The organism is Pseudomonas salmasensis (genome assembly GCF_014268375.2).
GTDB lineage: Bacteria > Pseudomonadota > Gammaproteobacteria > Pseudomonadales > Pseudomonadaceae > Aquipseudomonas > Aquipseudomonas salmasensis.
In genome coordinates this window covers 1,258,916-1,276,545 of the sequence record NZ_CP077083.1, presented here as the reverse complement: position 1 = coordinate 1,276,545, position 17,630 = coordinate 1,258,916, and the positions used below count along the sequence as shown (strand labels likewise).

General features: G+C 62.1%; 16 protein-coding genes. 8 read left to right on the top strand and 8 right to left on the bottom strand.

The genetic code is table 11. The annotated features are described in order from the left end of the window. Nucleotides 1-20 precede the first annotated feature (20 nt). Together HU731_RS05310 and HU731_RS05305 are read left to right on the top strand one after the other, a co-directional pair. Nucleotides 21-401, top strand: coding sequence for a hypothetical protein (locus tag HU731_RS05310; protein ID WP_161906103.1), 381 nt, complete (start codon nucleotides 21-23; stop codon nucleotides 399-401). A gap of 160 nt (nucleotides 402-561) precedes the next feature. After that, nucleotides 562-2,010 (top strand): hypothetical protein, encoded by a 1,449-nt coding sequence (locus HU731_RS05305; protein WP_186607721.1) that lies wholly within the window; start codon nucleotides 562-564, stop codon nucleotides 2,008-2,010. A gap of 5 nt (nucleotides 2,011-2,015) precedes the next feature. On the opposite strand, the gene HU731_RS05300 is transcribed toward HU731_RS05305, so the two are convergent. After that, nucleotides 2,016-2,717, bottom strand: a complete 702-nt coding sequence (locus tag HU731_RS05300) for a sterol desaturase family protein (protein ID WP_186607722.1) — start codon at nucleotides 2,715-2,717, stop codon at nucleotides 2,016-2,018. 328 nt (nucleotides 2,718-3,045) lie between these two features. Here HU731_RS05300 and HU731_RS05295 point away from each other — a divergent pair, with 328 nt between their 5' ends. The 6 genes from HU731_RS05295 (at nucleotide 3,046) to HU731_RS05270 (ending at nucleotide 10,004) form a co-directional block, all read left to right on the top strand. Beyond that, on the top strand, nucleotides 3,046-3,969 hold the full coding sequence (locus HU731_RS05295) for a substrate-binding domain-containing protein (RefSeq protein WP_032896420.1): 924 nt from the start codon (nucleotides 3,046-3,048) through the stop codon (nucleotides 3,967-3,969). Between the two features lie 63 nt (nucleotides 3,970-4,032). Further along, complete coding sequence (locus HU731_RS05290) at nucleotides 4,033-5,541, top strand: sugar ABC transporter ATP-binding protein (RefSeq protein ID WP_047711228.1); 1,509 nt, start codon at nucleotides 4,033-4,035, stop codon at nucleotides 5,539-5,541. Further along, nucleotides 5,507-6,499, top strand: a complete 993-nt coding sequence (locus tag HU731_RS05285; RefSeq protein WP_186607723.1) for an ABC transporter permease — start codon at nucleotides 5,507-5,509, stop codon at nucleotides 6,497-6,499. Before HU731_RS05290 ends, HU731_RS05285 begins: the two co-directional genes overlap by 35 nt. A 26-nt stretch (nucleotides 6,500-6,525) precedes the next feature. Continuing rightward, entirely contained in the window at nucleotides 6,526-7,605 is a 1,080-nt protein-coding gene (locus tag HU731_RS05280) for an alcohol dehydrogenase catalytic domain-containing protein (RefSeq protein ID WP_186607724.1), read from the top strand. A gap of 1 nt (nucleotide 7,606) precedes the next feature. Next, nucleotides 7,607-9,139, top strand: coding sequence for an FGGY-family carbohydrate kinase (locus tag HU731_RS05275; protein WP_186607725.1), 1,533 nt, complete (start codon nucleotides 7,607-7,609; stop codon nucleotides 9,137-9,139). A 139-nt stretch (nucleotides 9,140-9,278) separates the two neighbouring features. Then, on the top strand, nucleotides 9,279-10,004 hold the full coding sequence (locus tag HU731_RS05270) for an SDR family oxidoreductase (RefSeq protein WP_186607726.1): 726 nt from the start codon (nucleotides 9,279-9,281) through the stop codon (nucleotides 10,002-10,004). Here the strand turns inward: HU731_RS05270 and HU731_RS05265 are convergent. The 7 genes from HU731_RS05265 to HU731_RS05235 form a co-directional block, all read right to left on the bottom strand. Beyond that, nucleotides 10,001-11,005, bottom strand: a complete 1,005-nt coding sequence (locus HU731_RS05265; protein ID WP_186607727.1) for a LacI family DNA-binding transcriptional regulator — start codon at nucleotides 11,003-11,005, stop codon at nucleotides 10,001-10,003. The genes HU731_RS05270 and HU731_RS05265 overlap by 4 nt on opposite strands. 58 nt (nucleotides 11,006-11,063) lie before the next feature. Continuing rightward, nucleotides 11,064-11,927, bottom strand: coding sequence for a LysR family transcriptional regulator (locus HU731_RS05260; RefSeq protein WP_044269164.1), 864 nt, complete (start codon nucleotides 11,925-11,927; stop codon nucleotides 11,064-11,066). A gap of 568 nt (nucleotides 11,928-12,495) precedes the next feature. Continuing rightward, nucleotides 12,496-13,899 (bottom strand): amidase, encoded by a 1,404-nt coding sequence (locus HU731_RS05255; RefSeq protein WP_186608957.1) that lies wholly within the window; start codon nucleotides 13,897-13,899, stop codon nucleotides 12,496-12,498. After that, nucleotides 13,896-15,164 (bottom strand): Zn-dependent hydrolase, encoded by a 1,269-nt coding sequence (locus tag HU731_RS05250; RefSeq protein ID WP_186608958.1) that lies wholly within the window; start codon nucleotides 15,162-15,164, stop codon nucleotides 13,896-13,898. Before HU731_RS05250 ends, HU731_RS05255 begins: the two co-directional genes overlap by 4 nt. 13 nt (nucleotides 15,165-15,177) lie before the next feature. Next, entirely contained in the window at nucleotides 15,178-15,873 is a 696-nt protein-coding gene (locus tag HU731_RS05245; RefSeq protein ID WP_186608961.1) for an ABC transporter ATP-binding protein, read from the bottom strand. Then, a complete protein-coding gene (locus HU731_RS05240) occupies nucleotides 15,873-16,622 on the bottom strand; it encodes an ABC transporter ATP-binding protein (protein ID WP_032896435.1) in 750 nt (249 codons plus the stop codon). Before HU731_RS05240 ends, HU731_RS05245 begins: the two co-directional genes overlap by 1 nt. Then, a complete protein-coding gene (locus HU731_RS05235; RefSeq protein ID WP_186608963.1) occupies nucleotides 16,619-17,629 on the bottom strand; it encodes a branched-chain amino acid ABC transporter permease in 1,011 nt (336 codons plus the stop codon). The genes HU731_RS05240 and HU731_RS05235 overlap by 4 nt, the downstream gene beginning before the upstream one ends. Between the last annotated feature and the right edge of the window lies 1 nt (nucleotide 17,630).

The following is a 17,630-nucleotide window of genomic DNA, read 5'->3' as shown; positions in this document are numbered from 1 at the left end:
CAACCTGAGGGAACATAACGATGTCCCTTTTTCTTGTATATAGCATTGTGATGTTCGCTTGGGTGTTTGTCGTGTTCGTACTGATAGTGTTTGCTGAATACGCAAAGCTGGATGAACTGGAAAGTTACTTCAGTGAGAACGAGAAGGTTCTTAGGCATAAGCGTTTCAGGGAAGGATATGATCCGATCGATAGATATCATCGCATGAGCCTGATGATCGATATCCTGTCAGGGCCGAAAGCTTTTCTGAAGGCAGGCCTTGTGACCGAAGCCGAGCTGGCATCTGTCCCCTTGACGCTTAAGCGCTGGGCCTTGTGGCCGTATCGCCTCGCGGATGTTTGTATCATCGAAATCATTGTGTGGGAGGTTTGGCGCAGGTGGTGCGATATCCCAATTCCATAAAATGAGGCCTCGCGGCTCGCTTCTTAGACCTGAATTCCAAAGCTCACATTTTTTTAAAAAATACTGTACATATATACAGCCTTATCCTACAGTCCATCCCAGGTGACCGGATGTCACCGGTTACCTGAGCTTCAATTTTTTAACTATGGATGGATAAAAAATGAAATCGAAAAAAGCCTTTATTCTGGGCGCGGCCATGGCGGCCTCTTGCTTCGTTTCGGCCTTTGCCCTGGCCGAGCAAACCCCGGCAAAACTCAGCGCGCAGGCGGTCAAGCAGGCCGTGGAAAAAGCATTGAAACCTGGCGGTACGCTGGAAAAGGCCAGCGTCTCGGGCGAGCTCAAGCAAAAGCTCAATGCCGCCAAAGCCGGGCAGTCCAACGTCGTCAAAAAAAGCAAGGCGGCCGCCGCTAATGTGGCGATTGACTCCCCGGTTGGCCAACTGGAAAAGCCTGACTCGGCGCACATGAAACAGGCCGCAGTTGCAGCCTTCACGCCGTTGTTTCCCACCCTGGATATCAACACTCTTTATACGCTCACCGGTGTGGAGACCGGCGCGCAAATCGCTTACCACTTTAACCTGCCGAAAAACGCGCGAATCCAGGTACAGCTGCTGAACCAGAGTGCCGGCACGGATATGTCGTTGACGCTGTTCCATGACGACGGCCAAGGCAACCTGACGCCATTGGGCACCTCGGATAACCCCGGCAGTGCTGATGAATACCTCAACGGGGTGTTGCCGGCCGGTGACTACTACTGGTTCATGGTGGCCAATGCCGCGAGCAACTCGCAGTTCAGTTTTGGTGTGGCAGTGGACAGCAATGTGGATGCCTACGAGCCTAACGACACCGAGCAAACCGCGTTCGCCCTACCGGATGCCTTGAACCAGGTGACCGGTAACCTCGACAGCGTCAATGACGTGGATTACTTCTCCTTCGTCTCGTTGCGTGGCCAAGGTGTGGGCATGTTCCTGGGCGATGACGGTGCGGGCACGCGTAACCAGTGGATCTTCGAACGGTTCGATGGCACCCAGTGGGTGGAAGTCCCGCAGGGTTCCACCTCCACCTATCCCAACCTGACGCCAGGATACACGGTCAAGGTGCGTGTACGGGCCAACCCGGCGGTGGCATTGAACCCTCAGGCTCAATACAAGCTGACCCTCGGCTCGGCGCCACGCCTGAATCAGCACAATGTGAACGGCGATAATGTGGTGCGCATCCCTAGCTCGATCTTCCAACTGGCCACCCAGGCGGCCCGCAATCTGAGCTGGAGCACCCAGTGGTCAGACAGCACGGGCGAACCCCTGCGCGGCGTCACCCCTGTGTTGCGGGTCGACAAGCATTTTGGCGGCACTTACAACTGGGTCGACTATGAGGCCAAGACCGGCATCACCGGTGCAGCCTCGGGGAATGTCGCGCTGGGCACCTGCTCTGGCGACTACAAAGTGCGCTACCCGGACAGCGCCTCGGGCCAGACCTACAACTGGGAAACCTGGTTCAACGAGGGCGGCTGGCGCATCGAGCTCAGGGAGTTCCCAGGTGTGGGCGTGGGTGGCAATAATGTCCAATACGTCAGCCTCGGGCACATCTGCAGCCAGACCATCGTGCGCTGATTGATCTATGTGTGTGAAGCGGGGGGCAGTCCAGTTGGACTGCCCCTTTTTTTTTCCGTGGGCTCCCAATACAAAGTGCCAAACAGATAGTCCATCAACGGCAGCACGATATTGAAATTGCGCCCCTGCATCAGCTCACGACGGTGGTGCAAGGCATGCAGACGGTGCATCTGGCGAATCCATGGCAGGCGTGCCACCGGGTGTTCGGCAGGCAGGTGTTCGCAGGCATGGAACACTTCGTAGAGCAGGTAGCCAAGGATCATGCAGCCTGCAAACAACCCGGCAACGTTGGCGTTCAGTTGGCTGAGCAGCCACCAGGCGGGGAGGGTGATGGCCAGGCTGTGCAGCATGATCAGCCAGGCCGGAAACAGGATGACGCGCCAGTCCCGGGGGCTGTCGTAGGTCATGTGATCGGGGGTGAAGAAGCTGTGGTGATCGCCAGTGTGGCGTGCGTAGAAAAGCCGGGCGAACGCATGTTTGTGGTGGCCCAAGTGGCGGTGCACAAGGTAGATGCACAGGTTGAAGAACAGCAGGGTCAGAGGCACGGTCAGCCACTGCAGGGCGGTGATATCGGCAGTGGACGACCAGGCCAGCGTGATGCAGGCGATGCCGTAGCCAAGCACGAACGCGGCGTGCAGCCAGGGGTTGTAACGCGGGTTGACGCTTGCGCGATAACGGGCGCGGAAAGTCTCGGTTGGGTGGGGCATGGCCGGCTGCTCGCTGTGTTTTTATTTGAGGCTGAGCTTAGTTGCCATGGGCGGATGTGCGAGTTTTTACTGGCAACCCCATCCCCCCTGTAGGAGCGAGCTTGCTCGCGAAAAATGTCAACGATAACGCGGGCTTCCTGAATAAACGCAGCGCCTGTGAGTTTTTCGCGAGCAAGCTCGCTCCTACAACAGGGCAAGCCAGCTCCCACACTTTTGCCCCAGACCGACCAGTGGAGGCTTGCACCGGTCGGAATTACTTGTTAGTTTCTGACAAAATGTTAACGATAACATTTGCTCTAAAAATAAAAACAAAACAGAGACCCACGCCATGAAAATGCTCCCCAAAACCCTGTGTTTACTGGCTGCCAGCATCACCCTGGGCAGCGCGAGCCCCGCGTTTGCCGACGCTGCCAAGCCCATCCGTATCGGCGCCTCGTTCCAGGAAATCAACAACCCCTATTTCGTCACCATGAAAAACGCCCTGGAAGAAGCCGGCGCGACCATCGGTGCCAAGCTGATCATCACCGACGCCCGCCACGACGTGTCCAAGCAGGTCAGTGATGTCGAAGACATGCTGCAAAAGGGCATCGACATCCTGCTGATCAACCCCACTGATTCGGTCGGCGTGCAATCGGCCGTCAAGTCGGCCCATGCTGCGGGTGTCGTAGTGGTGGCGGTGGATGCGCAGGCGGATGGCCCGTTGGATTCGTTCGTCGGCTCGAAGAACTTCGACGCCGGTTTCCAGGCCTGTGAGTACCTGGCTAAAACCATCGGTGACAAAGGCAATATCGCCATCCTCGACGGCATCGCCGTGGTGCCGATCCTCGAACGTGTGCGCGGCTGCAAAGAGGCGGTGGCCAAGCACCCGGACATCAAGATTGTCAGCATCCAGAACGGCAAGCAGGAGCGTGATCAGGCCCTGACGGTCACCGAAAACATGTTGCAGGCCCAGCCCACCCTCAAGGGCATTTTCAGCGTGAATGACAATGGCTCCCTTGGCGCACTCTCGGCCATCGAAGCCAGCGGCATGGATGTGAAGCTGGTCAGCGTCGACGGCGCGCCGGAAGCGATCAAGGCGATCCAGAAACCCGGCAGCCATTTCATCGCCACCTCGGCCCAATATCCCCGCGACCAGATCCGCCTCGCTCTGGGCATTGCCCTGGCCAAGAAGTGGGGCGCCCAGGTACCGGCCAGCGTGCCGGTGGACATCACTTTGATCGATCAGGCCAAGGCCAAGGACTTCAGCTGGTAAACCCCCCAGGCCTCACGCAATGCGTGGGGCCAAGGTCTTCCTTCTGAGTGCGAGGTCGGCGGTATGAGCAGTCTTCTGAAGCTGGAAAACATCTGTAAGCGTTACCCGGGGGTACAGGCCCTCAAGGCCATCAACCTGCAAGTGGAGCGCGGCGAAATCCACGCGTTGCTCGGGGAAAATGGCGCGGGCAAATCCACCCTGATGAAGATTTTGGGCGGTGTCGAACATCAGGACGAAGGGCAGATTCTTATCGACGGGCAGGCCCGGAAATTTGCGACCTATCGGGATGCGATTGCCGCCGGGATTGGCATCGTATTCCAGGAATTCAGCCTGATTCCCTACCTCACGGCTGTAGAAAATATCTTCCTCGGCCATGAGCTGAGCAACCGCTTCGGCCTGTTGCGCAAGCGCGAAATGGCCGAGGCCGCGCAGGCGTTGTTCGAGCGCCTCGGGGTCAGTATCGATCTGCACTGCGCGGTCAAGCACCTGAGCGTGGCCGAGCAGCAGTTTGTCGAAATCGCCAAGGCCCTGGCCCTGGATGCACGCCTGCTGGTGCTCGATGAGCCGACCGCGACGCTGACACCCAGTGAAGCCGAGTTGCTGTTCGAGATCATGCGCGAACTCAAGCGCCAGGGCGTGGCGGTGATTTTTATCTCGCATCACCTGGAAGAGATTTTCCAAGTCTGCGACCGCATCAGTGTGCTGCGCGACGGCGGCAACGCAGGCGTTACCGATGTGGCCGACAGCGATATTGATCACCTGGTCGAGATGATGGTTGGCCGCCGCCTGGAATGCAGTTTTCCACCTAAGCCCAGCAGCGAACCCGGCCCCTTGCTGTTAGAGGTCAAGGACATCCAGTTGGTGCGCAATGGCCCCCGCAACCGTTTCAATTTGCACAAAGGCGAGATCCTCGGCTTCGCCGGCCTGGTGGGTTCGGGCCGCACCGAGCTGGCCCTGGGCATGATGGGCGCGCTGCCCACGGTGAGCAAAGACGTGTGGCTGCGCGGGGAAAAAGTCAGCCTCGACGACCCGGCCCAAGCCCTGGCCCACGGCATTGGCCTGCTGCCCGAAAGCCGTAAGAGCGAAGGGCTGATCACCGCCTTCAGCATTCGCGAAAATATCTCGCTGAACAATTTGCCCAAATATCAGAACGCCTCGGGCCTGATCGACAAGGCCAAGGAATGCGCCAGTGTCGACGCGCTGATGCGCCAGCTGTCGATCAAGGCGCCCAGCGGCGAAAGCCTTGTGGTGAACCTCAGCGGCGGCAACCAGCAAAAAGTCGTGATCGCCCGCTGGATCAACCACCACTGCGACGTGCTGGTGTTCGACGAACCCACACGCGGCATCGACGTCGGTGCCAAGGCGCAGATCTACGCGTTGATGCGCAGCCTCACCGAACAGGGCTACGCGATCATCATGATTTCCTCCGAGCTGCCCGAAGTCATCGGCATGTGCGACCGCGTCGCCGTGTTCCACAAAGGCGCGATCGTCAAGGTACTGGAAGCGTCCGCCGTCAATCCTCAAGAGGTCATGCGCCATGCAACAGGGGGCTCAAGTGAATACGTCCATTAACACCGCCAGCACCGGCCGGTGGCGCCTGAACCTGGCGCGGCTGCTGCGTTCGCCCGCGTTTTATCCCTTTGTCGGGCTGGTGGTGGTGACCCTGGTGATGATCCTCGCCAGCGACACCTTCCTCACCGCCAGCAACCTCTCCAACATCGCTCGCCAGGTGTCGATCAACGCAATCATCGCGGTGGGCATGACCTGCGTGATTCTCACCGGCGGGATCGACTTGTCGGTGGGGCCGGTGATGGCGTTGTCCGGCACCTTGACCGCCGGGCTGATGGTCGCCGGGTTGCCGCCGGGCCTGGCGATTGGCGTCGGGCTGCTGGTGGGCGTGGCCTTCGGCATCGGCAACGGGCTGTTCGTGGCGTACCTGCACATGCCGCCGATCATCGTCACCCTGGCGACCATGGGTATCGCCCGCGGGTTCGGGCTGATGTACACCGACGGCTACCCGATTTCCGGGTTGCCAGAGTGGTTCGCGTTCTTCGGTCGCGCCAGTGTGTTTGGCCTGCAGGTGCCGATCCTGATCATGCTGATCACTTACCTGGCGGCCTATGTGCTGCTGCAGCACACGCGTATCGGTCGCTACATCTACGCCATCGGCGGCAATGAAGAAGCGGTGCGCTTGTCCGGGGTGCGTGCGGCGCGCTTCAAGCTGCTGGTGTACGGCATCAGCGGCTTCACCGCCGCGATTGCCGGGCTGGTGCTTACCTCGCGCTTGATGAGCGGCCAGCCGAATGCCGGCGTGTCGTTCGAGCTGGATGCGATTGCCGCCGTGGTACTGGGTGGCGCGTCGATTGCCGGCGGGCGCGGGGTGATCATCGGCACCTTGCTCGGCGCCATGCTGCTGGGCGTGTTGAACAACGGTTTGAACATGCTTGGCGTGTCGCCCTACGTCCAGAGCGTGATCAAGGGCGGGATCATCTTGCTGGCGATTTTCATCAGCCGTCAGCGCCATCGTTAATACCTCACCACACAGGACCGAACACCATGGACAAGCACACTCACATGCAAGCCGTCGTCTGCCACGGCCCCAAAGACTACCGCCTGGAGCGCATCGGCAAACCCCAGGCGCGTGCCAATGAGCTGGTGATCCGTATCGCCGCCTGCGGCATCTGCGCCAGTGACTGCAAGTGCCACTCGGGCGCGGCGATGTTCTGGGGCGGCGACAACCCCTGGGTCAAGGCACCCGTGGTACCGGGCCACGAATTTTTCGGCTACGTGGTCGAAGCCGGCGAGGGCGCCGAGGAGCACTTTGAGGTCAAGGTGGGTGACAAGGTCATCGCCGAACAGATCGTACCGTGTGGCAAGTGCCGCTTCTGCAAATCGGGCAAGTACTGGATGTGCGAAGTGCACAACATCTTCGGCTTCCAGCGCGAAGTGGCCGAAGGCGGCATGGCCCAGTACATGCGCATTCCCAAGACCGCTATCGTGCACAAGATTCCCGAGTCGGTGTCCCTGGAAGACTCGGCGCTGGTGGAGCCAATGGCCTGCTCGATCCACACCGTCAACCGTGGCGATATCCAGCTCGACGACGTGGTGGTGATTGCCGGCGCGGGTACCCTGGGCCTGTGCATGGTCCAGGTCGCTGCGCTGAAGACCCCGAAGAAGTTGGTGGTGATCGACATGGTCGATGAACGCCTGGAGCTGGCGAAAAAGTTCGGCGCCGATGTGGTGATCAACCCGACCCGTGACAACGCTCGCGAGATCATCAACGGCCTCACGGAGAATTACGGCTGCGACGTCTATATCGAAACCACTGGCGTACCGGCCGGCGTCACCCAGGGCCTGGACCTGATCCGCAAGCTCGGGCGCTTTGTCGAGTTCAGCGTGTTTGGTGCCGAGACCAGCGTGGACTGGTCGATCATCGGTGACCGCAAGGAGCTGGACGTACGCGGCGCGCACCTGGGGCCGTATTGCTACCCGATCGCCATCGACCTGTTTGAGCGCGGCCTGGTCACCTCCCAAGGCATCGTCACCCATGACTTCCCGCTGGACGACTGGGCCGAGGCGTTTGAACTGGCCAATTCGACCAAGTCGATCAAGGTGCTGTTGAAGCCGGTGCTCTGAGATGGACTACGTCATCGGTGTAGACATTGGCACCCAGAGCACCAAAGCGCTGCTGGTGGATGCCCAGGGCACGATCATCGCCCAACACAGCCACGGCTACCGGGTAGACACCCCGAAAGTGCGCTGGGCCGAGCAGTGGCCGCAGGTGTGGCTGGATGCCGTCCAAACCTGCGTGGCCCAGTGCATGGCCAAGGCCGGGGTGCCGGCGCCGCAGGTCAAGGCGCTGTGCATCAGCAGTTTGTACGGCGGTTCGGGCATTGCCGTGGATGCACAGATGACGCCGTTGCACCCGTGCCTGATCTGGATGGACCGGCGCGCCGGCGAGCAGGTGGCCTGGGTGCGCGAACAGGTGGACCTGGAGCGCTTGTTCGCCATCACCGGCAACTCGGTGGACAGCTACTACGGCTTTACCAAGATGCTCTGGCTCAAGCAGCACCAGCCCCAGGTGTGGGCGAATACCCGTTACCTGCTGCCGCCCAACAGCTACATCAACTGGTGCCTGACCGGCGAGTTGGCGGTGGACCACAGCAGTGCCGGGAATATCGGCGGTGTCTATAACGTGGCGGCGCGCAACTGGTCAGGCGAGATGCTGGATGCGCTGGGTATCGAGCAGTCGATGATGCCCGAGCGGTTGCTGTATTCCGGCGAGGTGGTGGGTGGTTTGCTTGCAGACTGGGCCGCACGCCTGGGCTTGCAGGCGGGCACGCCGATCCTCGCTGGGGGCGTGGACGCGGCCATGGCGACCCTGGCGGCGGGTGTCACCCAGCCGGGCAATCATGTGGCGATGATCGGCACCAGCATGTGCTGGGGCTACCTGAACCAGCGGGTGGATGCACGCCACGGTTTGGTGAGCATGCCCCATGTCTACAACGGCCACCGCGACCTGTACATCTTCGGCGGTGCGATCACCGCCGGAGCCTCGGTCAGCTGGTTTCGCGAGCAGTTTTGCCAGGCCGAAGAACAGCAAGCCCAGGCCACGGGGCAAGACAGCCTGGTGCTGCTGGAGCAGAGCGCGATGAAGATTCCGGCAGGCAGCGAAGGCGTGGTGTTTTTGCCCTACCTGATGGGTGAACGCAGCCCGGTGTGGGATGACCGCGCCAGCGGCAGTTTTGTCGGGCTTAACCTGTACCACAGCCGCGTGCACCTGTACCGCGCGGTGCTGGAGGGCGTAAGTTTTGCCCTGCGCCACAATATCGAGGCGGGTACTCAAGGCGCGCATTCCCTGGACCCGCGCCTGATTGTGGTGGGTGGAGCGAGCCATTCGGACTTGTGGATGCAGATCATCGCCGATGTCACACGCTACCCGGTGTACACCATCGTGCAGGAGGTAGAAGCGGCCCTGGGCGCGGCGTTGCTGGCGGCGCATACCGTGGGGCTGGTGAGTGATGAGGCGATGGACACCGGCTGGGTGCAGTTGCAATTGCGGGCGCAGCCCAAGCGGGAGAATGTCATGACCTATGACCGGGCGTTTGCCGAGTACCTGAAGTTGTACCCGGCCCTGAAACCAGTCATGCACAACCTGCAGACCACCTGATTCAACACGGTCCAGAAATGTGGGAGCTGGCTTGCCTGCGATAGCGCAGTGTCAGTCTCCTTAAGGGGGGCTGATACACCGCTATCGCAGGCAAGCCAGCTCCCACAGTGGATCTTCATTGGTTTTGAGATCTTTATTTATGATCACCACCTTCGACTTCTCTCACCAGCGCATCCTCGTCACCGGTGCCAGCAGCGGCATCGGTCGCGAAATTGCCCAGCAACTGATCGCCAGCGGCGCCCAAGTCTTCGCCCTTGGTCGCGATGCCCAGGCGTTGGCGGCATTGGGGTGCCGCACCTTGTGCGTGGATATCGCTGACAGCATCGCCCTCGATAAAACCTTGCAAGATTTGCCGCCCCTGCACGGCCTGGTCAATTGCGCCGGGATTTCACGCCTGGAGCCCGCCGCCGCCATCAGCGCCGATGCCTTCGATCAGGTGATGAGCGTCAACGCCCGCGCCGCTGCGCAAGTGGCCAGCCGGGTCGCGGCAAAGATGATCGAGGCGAACATGGCCGGCAGCATCGTCAACGTCTCCAGCCAGGCGTCGTTGGTGGCGCTGGACGATCACCTGAGCTACTGCGCTTCCAAGGCTGCGCTGGATGCAATCACCCGTGTGCAATGCGCCGAGTGGGGCCGTTTTGGCATTCGTGTCAACAGCGTCAACCCCACCGTGACCTTGACGCCGATGGCGGCCATGGCCTGGTCCGAACCGGCCAAGCGCGACCCGGCACTGGCCGCGATTCCGCTGGGGCGTTTTGCGCAACCGGCGGAAGTGGCGCTGCCGGTGCTGTTCCTGCTCAGTGACGCGGCGAGCATGATCAGTGGCGTCAGCCTGCCGGTCGACGGTGGCTACACCAGCCGCTAGCCGTTCTCCAACTGGCCGGCGATCACCACTTTGTCCCGTGGCTTGAAGGGGTCTTGCAGGCGGTCGAGCAGCAGGCGTACTGCGCTGCTGCCGGCCAAGGACGCGTCGTGGGCCACGCAGGCGATGGGCACGCCAAAGATATCGGCGAAGGGCAGGCGGTCGATGCCGCAGATGGTCAGGCTGTCATGGGCGATGTTGTGCATGCGCAAGGCGCGCAGGGCACCCAGGGTGATCAACTGGTTGAAACCCATGATCGCGTCCGGTGCCGAGTGTGCGGCCAGGTAGTCGAGGGTATGCAGGTAAGCCGGCATCAGCGTGTAGTCGCCCGCTTGCACCTCGACCTGAATGTCGGGGTGTTCGGCCAGCACTTCCCGCAGGCCTTTGAGGCGCTCCACGCTGATGCGTGAGTGCTCAGGGCCGGTCAGCACCAGCAGGCGCTTGAGGTTCGGCGTCTGGCGCAACAAGTAATGCGCGGCTTGCAGGCCGCTGTGGTAGTTGTCGAGCACCACGCGGCTGAACGGGCTGTCGTGGATCGTGCGATCGAGCAGCACCACCGGGGTTTTGCCGTTGCTCAGGCGCTCCAGGTAGTCGGGTTGGTAGCTCGGTTCATCGGAGACCGGCGAGAGGATGATCCCCGCCACGCGGTAGCCCAGCAGGGTATCCACTGCCTTGCTTTCGAGTTCTTCCAGCTCATCGGTGTCCACCAGCATGATGGTGTAGCCGTGCTGTTTGGCCTCGCGGGAAATCGCCTTGATCATCTCGCTGTAGAACGGGTTGTCCACCGAAGCGGTGATGACCCCGATGATCAGGCTTTCACTGCGCTTGAGCCCGCGGGCAAAGGCGTTGGGCACGTAGTCCAGCTCGCGGGCCACTTCCAGAATGCGCGCCAGGGTGGCGGGTTTGACCAGGTCGGGTTTGCTCAAGGCCCGGGACACCGTGATGGTGGTCATGCCGACCCGTTTGGCAATGTCGCTGATGGTGACGGACTTTTTCTTGTTCATCGGTAAGGCTGCGAGGGGAAACACCAGCAGGCTAGCATGTGCGCAGGCGTAGAGTGATTCAAATCAGCGGGTCCCAGCGTTGCGACCAGTCGCCTTCGGCCTTCACCACTGTACGTAGCAGCTCCAAAGCCTGTTGCAACACCGCCGAATCCCGCGCCCGCGAATACACCAGGTAGGTGGGGAAGCTGAATTCCGGGGCCTTGGGCACGCGCTGCATCACGCCGCTGTCCAGGTAGCTCTGCACCACCCGTGTGCGGAAGTAGCCAGCACCGCCGTTTTCCAGAATGTACTGCAACGCCAGCGGCCCCAGGTTGAAACTCACCGCAGCACGCGCGCGGTCGGGCAGGGCGGCGTCGTGCTGCTGGCGAAAACCCTGGCCCCAGTCGATATACACGTAAGGCTCGGGTTTGCTCGCCAGTTGCACCAGAATCAGTTTTTCTTCCAGCACCTGCTCCACCTGCAAACCCGGCCAGTATTGCGGCTGGAACACCAAGGCGGCGTCGAGCACACCCAGCTCCAGTTGGCGCAGCAGGTACTCGCCTTCACGCACTTCGGTGCGCAGCGCGTGGCCTGGTATGTGCTCGCGCAGCGCCTTGGCCCAGCCGAGCATCAACGGGTTGCACAGGCTGACCTCACCGCCGATATGCAGCACATTGCGATAGCCGTCTGGCAATGGCAGGTCACGGCGCGCCGCTTCCCAGGTTTGCAGCAACTGGTTGGCATATACCACGAAGGCCTCGCCGTCGGCGGTCAGCCGCGCACCGGCACGGTTGCGCACGAACAGCGTGCTGCCCAGCTGGCTTTCCAGGTTCTTCACGCGGGCGGTGATGGCGGTCTGGGTGACGTGCAGTTTCTCGGCCGCCGCGGCCAGGCTGCCGCAGCGGGTGATTTCGAGGAAGGTGCGTGCCAGTTCGATGTCCATAAGCGCCCCGGGTGATGAATGGGGGACAGTGTAAAGGAATGCGGTCAAACCTGTGGGAGCTGGCTTGCCTGCGATGGCGGCCTTTCAGCCGACGCTTCTCTACCTGACCCCCGCAATCAAACTGTGGGAGCGGGCTTGCTCGCGAAGGCGGCCTGGCGGTCAACACGGTTGGATTGGGTGCATATCCATTGCTGCGGTAACGGCCACTTAGGGTTCCGCCCTGACGGCGGCTCACTTTGCAAAAGCGGCAAAGTAAGCAAAACGCTCTTGCCCCACCACTCGGCACCTCGCCTAGGCTCGGTGTGCCCGTAATCCGCCAGTGATTTGGGGGGCCGCCGCCACGCGCCATCCATGGCGCGGGGCGGCTAAACCGGCATCCCTGCCGGTTTACCCCCCCAAATCCCTGTCGAATTCCGGCCAGCGTGGTTTAACGGGGCGCCTAAGATCAAAAGCAGATCAAGAGCGGCTCGCTTCGCATCGTGGTTACCGTTGGCTGCTACAGCCTACAAAGTTGTGTAGATACCGATGGCTATCGCAGGCAAGCCAGCTCCCACAGTAGAGTCGTATGTCAGGTCGGGCTTCTCGGTGTGTGCAAGTGTTCTGTGGGGAATGCCTTTGCATACGCGTGACACACCCTCAACACCTGCTCATCGGCAAACCGCGCGCCCACCACATGCAAGCCCACCGGCAGGCCATTCGCTGCCAACCCGCACGGCACTGACGCCGCCGGTTGTTGGGTGAGGTTGAAGGGGTAGGTGAACGGCGTCCATTGCATCCACTCAGTCATCCCCGAGCCCGGCGGTACGTTGTGCCCGGCTTCGAATGCGGTGATCGGCATCATCGGCGACACCAGCACATCGTAATGCTCATGGAACGTGGCCATCCGTGCGACCAGCGCCGCTCGGGCTTCCAGGGCTGCGTTGAAATCATCCAGGCTCAAGCGTTCGCCTCGCTGTGCAATACGCAGCAACCCGGGGTCGAGCTGTTGCTTTTGCGCCTCGCTCATTGTGCCGGTCAGGCGAGCGGCACCGGCGGCCCATAGGGTGCTGAACACCTCCAGCGGGTCGCTGAAGCCAGGGTCGATTTGTTCGACATGGGCGCCCAGTTGCACCAGGCCCTGCACCGCTTGATCCACCACCTGGGCGACCTGCGGGTCGACCTTCGCATAGCCGAACGTGGGGCTGTAGGCGACACGCAATCCCTTCAGGTCCGCTCCTGGAACGAGCCAGGGCGTGGTTCGCGGCGCGCCGATCAAGCCGTCCCGCGCATCTGGCTGGGCCACGGCTTGCAGCATCAGCACGCTGTCTTCCACGGTGCGCGTCATCGGCCCCAGGTGCGACAGGATCGTCATGGAACTGGCCGGCCATTGCGGCACGTAGCCGAAGGTTGGCTTGATCCCGAAGGTGCCGGTAAACGCACAGGGAATGCGGATCGAGCCGCCGGCGTCGCTGCCCTGGTGCAGCACGCCGAGGTTCAACGCCGCTGCCGCAGCGGCACCGCCGGACGAACCACCGGCGGTGGTGCGCGTGTCCCACGGGTTGCGGGTGATGCCGTACAGCGGGTTATCGGTCACGCCTTTCCAGCCGAATTCCGGGGTGGTGGTCTTGCCCAGCAGCACCGCGCCGGCCTTGCGCATGAAGGCCGAGAAGGGCGCGTCCACGTCCCATGGGCCCTCGGCGGATGAGGTGCGCGAGCCTTTGCGGGTGGGCATGCCGACCGTCAGCGTCAGGTCTTTGATCGACGCCGGTACGCCATCCAGCGCGCCGCAGGGTTCACCTTTCAACCAGCGTTGCTCCGACGCTCGCGCATCGTCCAGTGCGCCTTGCGGGTCGACATGGCAGTAGGCATTCACCACCGGGTTATAGCGCTCGATGCGCAGCAGCGCATCTTCAGTGACCTCCACGGGGGACAAGCTTTTGTCGCGAAAATGCTGCAACAACTGCACCGCTGTCAGTTGGCTAATCTCGCTCATGCCAGATCCCCCTGGGCCGCATTCACCATGGCGCGCAGCAACACCGCGCAACCCGCCGCCAGGTCATCCGGCGCGGCGTTTTCGATTTCGTTATGGCTGATGCCACCTTCGCACGGCACAAAGATCATCCCGGCCGGGCCCAGTTCGGCGACGAAGATCGCGTCATGCCCGGCGCCGCTGACGATGTCCATATGGCTCAAGCCCAATGCCTTGGCACCTTCACGCACGGCGTTGACACAGGCCGGGTGGAAGTCCAGCGGCGGGAAGTCGGCGGTGGGCGTCAGTTCAAAGGTCAAGCCGTGGCGGGCGGTGGAGTCCTGGATCACGCTGCGCACTTCATCGACCATGGCTTGCAGCTTGTCGGCGTGCAGGTGGCGCAGGTCAATGGTCATGTGCACTTGGCCGGGGATCACGTTACGCGAGCCAGGGTGCAGGCTCAGGCAGCCAACGGTGCCACAGGCGTGAGGCTGATGCTGATGGGCGATACGGTTGACCGCACTGACCACCTCGGCAGCGCCCACCAGGGCGTCCTTGCGCAGGTGCATGGGCGTAGGGCCCGCATGCGCCTCCACACCCGTGAGGGTCAGGTCGAACCACTTCTGGCCCAGGCAGCCCATCACCACGCCCAGGGTAATCGCCTGGTCTTCCAGCACCGGGCCTTGCTCGATATGCGCTTCAAAATACGCCCCCACCGGGTGGCCCAGCACCGCACGGGCACCTGCATAGCCGATGCGCTGCAATTCAGCGCCCACCGACAGGCCCTGGTCGTCGCGCTTGTCGAGGGTGTCCTGCAAGTCGAACTTCCCGGCAAATACCCCGGAGCCCATCATGCACGGCGGGAAGCGTGAGCCTTCTTCGTTGGTCCACACCACCACTTCGAGGGGCGCCTGGGTTTCGATCTGCAGGTCATTGAGCGTGCGGATCACTTCCAGCCCGGCCATCACCCCGTAGCAGCCGTCGAACTTGCCGCCGGTGGGCTGGGTGTCGATATGGCTGCCGGTCATCACCGGGGGCAGGGCGGGGTTGCGCCCAGGGCGCCGGGCGAAAATATTGCCGATGGCGTCCACGCTGACGCTGCACCCGGCGGCTTCGCACCACTGCACGAACAGGTCGCGGGCCTGGCGGTCCAGGTCGGTGAGGGCCAGGCGACACACGCCGCCCTTGGCCGTGGCGCCGAGCTGGGCCAGGTCCATCAGCGACTGCCACAAGCGGTCGCGGTTGATCAGTGGGGCATTGCTCTGGAGCGGTTGCGCAAGACTGTTCATCAGGAATCTCCACTCAGGCACTCAAGGCCAGGTAACGGTTTTTGATCGTCGGGTCGGCGCGGAAGTCAGCGGCGCTGCCTTCGTACACCACGCGGCCCTGTTCGAGCACGTAATGGCGGTCGGCGAGCTTGTCGCAGACCATCAGGTTCTGCTCCACCAGCAACACCGGCAGACCCTCGTCCTTGACCTTGCGCAGGATCTTCACCAGCTCGTCGACGATCACCGGGGCCAGGCCTTCAGTGGGTTCGTCGAGGATCAGCAGCTTGGGGTCGTTCAGCAGGGCGCGGGCGATGGCGAGCATCTGCTGCTCGCCGCCGGACAACGCGTGGCCGGCGTTTTTGCGCCGCTCCTTGAGGCGCGGGAACATGGCGTACACGTCTTCCAGTTGCCAGCGACTGTGCTTGCGGGCGGCGATGCGCAGGTTTTCCTCCACCGTCAACAGGCGGAAAATCCCACGGTTTTCCGGCACCAGCGCCAAGCCCTGGCGCGCAATTTCAAAGATCTTTTGCCCCACCAGCGCCTGGCCGTTGAAGTGGATCTGGCCCTGGCGCGGGCAGATGATGCCGAGGATGCTGCGCAGGGTGGTGGTCTTGCCGGCGCCGTTACGGCCCAGCAGAGTTACCAGTTCGCCGGGGTTGACGCGCAGCGACACGCCTTCCAGCACATGGCTTTTGTCGTAGTAGGAATGGATATTCTCGACAATCAGCATCAGGCAGCCTCCCCAAGATAGGCAGTGCGCACACGTTCATCGGCGCGCACGAATTCCGGCGTGCCTTCCACCAGGATCTGCCCGTGGCTCATCACCGTGATGCGTTGGCTGATGGACATGACGATGCTCATGTTGTGTTCGATCAACAGCACCGTATGGTCGCGGCCAAGGTCGCTGATCAATTGGGTCATGATCGGGATATCGTCGATGCCCATGCCCGAGGTGGGCTCGTCGAGCATCAACAGTTTGGGTTTGGAGCAGATCGACATGCCCACCTCCAGCACCCGTTGCTGGCCGTGGGACAACTCACCGGCCAGGGTGTCGGCGCGGGCCGTGAGTTGCAGGCGCTCCAGCACCTGGTCGGCCATCTCCAGGTGTTCGCGCTTGCTGTCGACCCGACGCCAGAAGTTCAAGGCGCGCACGCCGTCGCGGCCCTGGGCGGCCAGGCGCAGGTTCTCGCGCACGCTGAGGTTCTGGAACAGGCTGGTGAGCTGGAACGAACGCGCCATGCCCAGGCCGACGCGGCCGTGGGCGGGCTTGCGCATCAGGTTCTTGCCATCGAAATGGATCGCCCCGGCGGTGGCCTGGCGTTCACCCGTGAGGCAGTGGAACAGGCTGGTCTTGCCCGCGCCGTTGGGGCCGATGATGGTGTGAATGGTGCCGGCTTCGACCTTGAGGTTGACGCCATTGACCGCATGGAACGCGCCGTAGGCCAGCTCAAGGTTTGTGGTTTCCAGCAAGATACTCATAGCCCGTCCTCCTTGGCGACGACCACGGTTTTACGCGTGCCGCGCACCTTCTCGAATAGCGACGCGAGGCCGCCCCACAACCCGCCGCGCATGAAGATCACCACCAGAATCAGGATCACCCCCAGCAGCATCAGCCAACGCGGCCACAGGTCGGAGAGAAAGTCGCCCAGCAGCACGATGGAGCCGGCGCCCAGCAGTGAGCCGAACAGCGAGCCGGTGCCGCCGACGATGGTCATGATCAGGATGTTCTCGGACATCGCCAGGTCGATATTCGACAGCGGCACAAAGTGCAGCAGCATGGCGTACAGCGCCCCGGCAATCCCGGTGACCGCGCCGGACAGCACGAACACCAGGATCTTGAAGTGGCGCGTGTCGTAGCCGATGGCCGAGGCGCGGGTTTCATTCTCGCGGATCGCCATCAGCGTGCTGCCAAACGGTGAGGCGATCACCCGGCGTGTGCCGATGAAGATCAGCAGGAACAGCACCGCGACAAAACCGTAGAAGGCGCGGGCATCGGCCAGGGACAGCAGCACGGTGTCACCCACACGGATTTCCGGGCGCGGCACGCTGAGCAGGCCGTTGTCGCCGCCGGTCCAGTCGCTCAAGGTGTAGGCGACAAAGTAAGCCATCTGGCTGAACGCCAACGTGAGCATCACGAAGTAAATGCCCGTGCGGCGAATCGCCAGGGCTCCCACCAGCAAGGCCAGGAAGCCACCGGCCAACGCCGCGCCCAGCAACGCGGTGAACAGGCCCAGTTGCAGGTGGATCATCAGCAGCGCCGCGCAATAAGCGCCGGCACCAAAGAAGATGCCTTGGCCGAAGGACAGCAGCCCGGTGTAGCCCAGCAGCAGGTTGCAGGCCAGGGCGGCCATGGCAAAGATCAGGATCTCGGTGGCCAGGGTCGCCGAGGGCAGCACCAACGGCAGGCCGATCAGCACGGCCAGCACCCACAGCAACATGGCTCTGGATTGGGTCTTGGCGAACGGCAGGGGGTTTTTCTCGCTCATG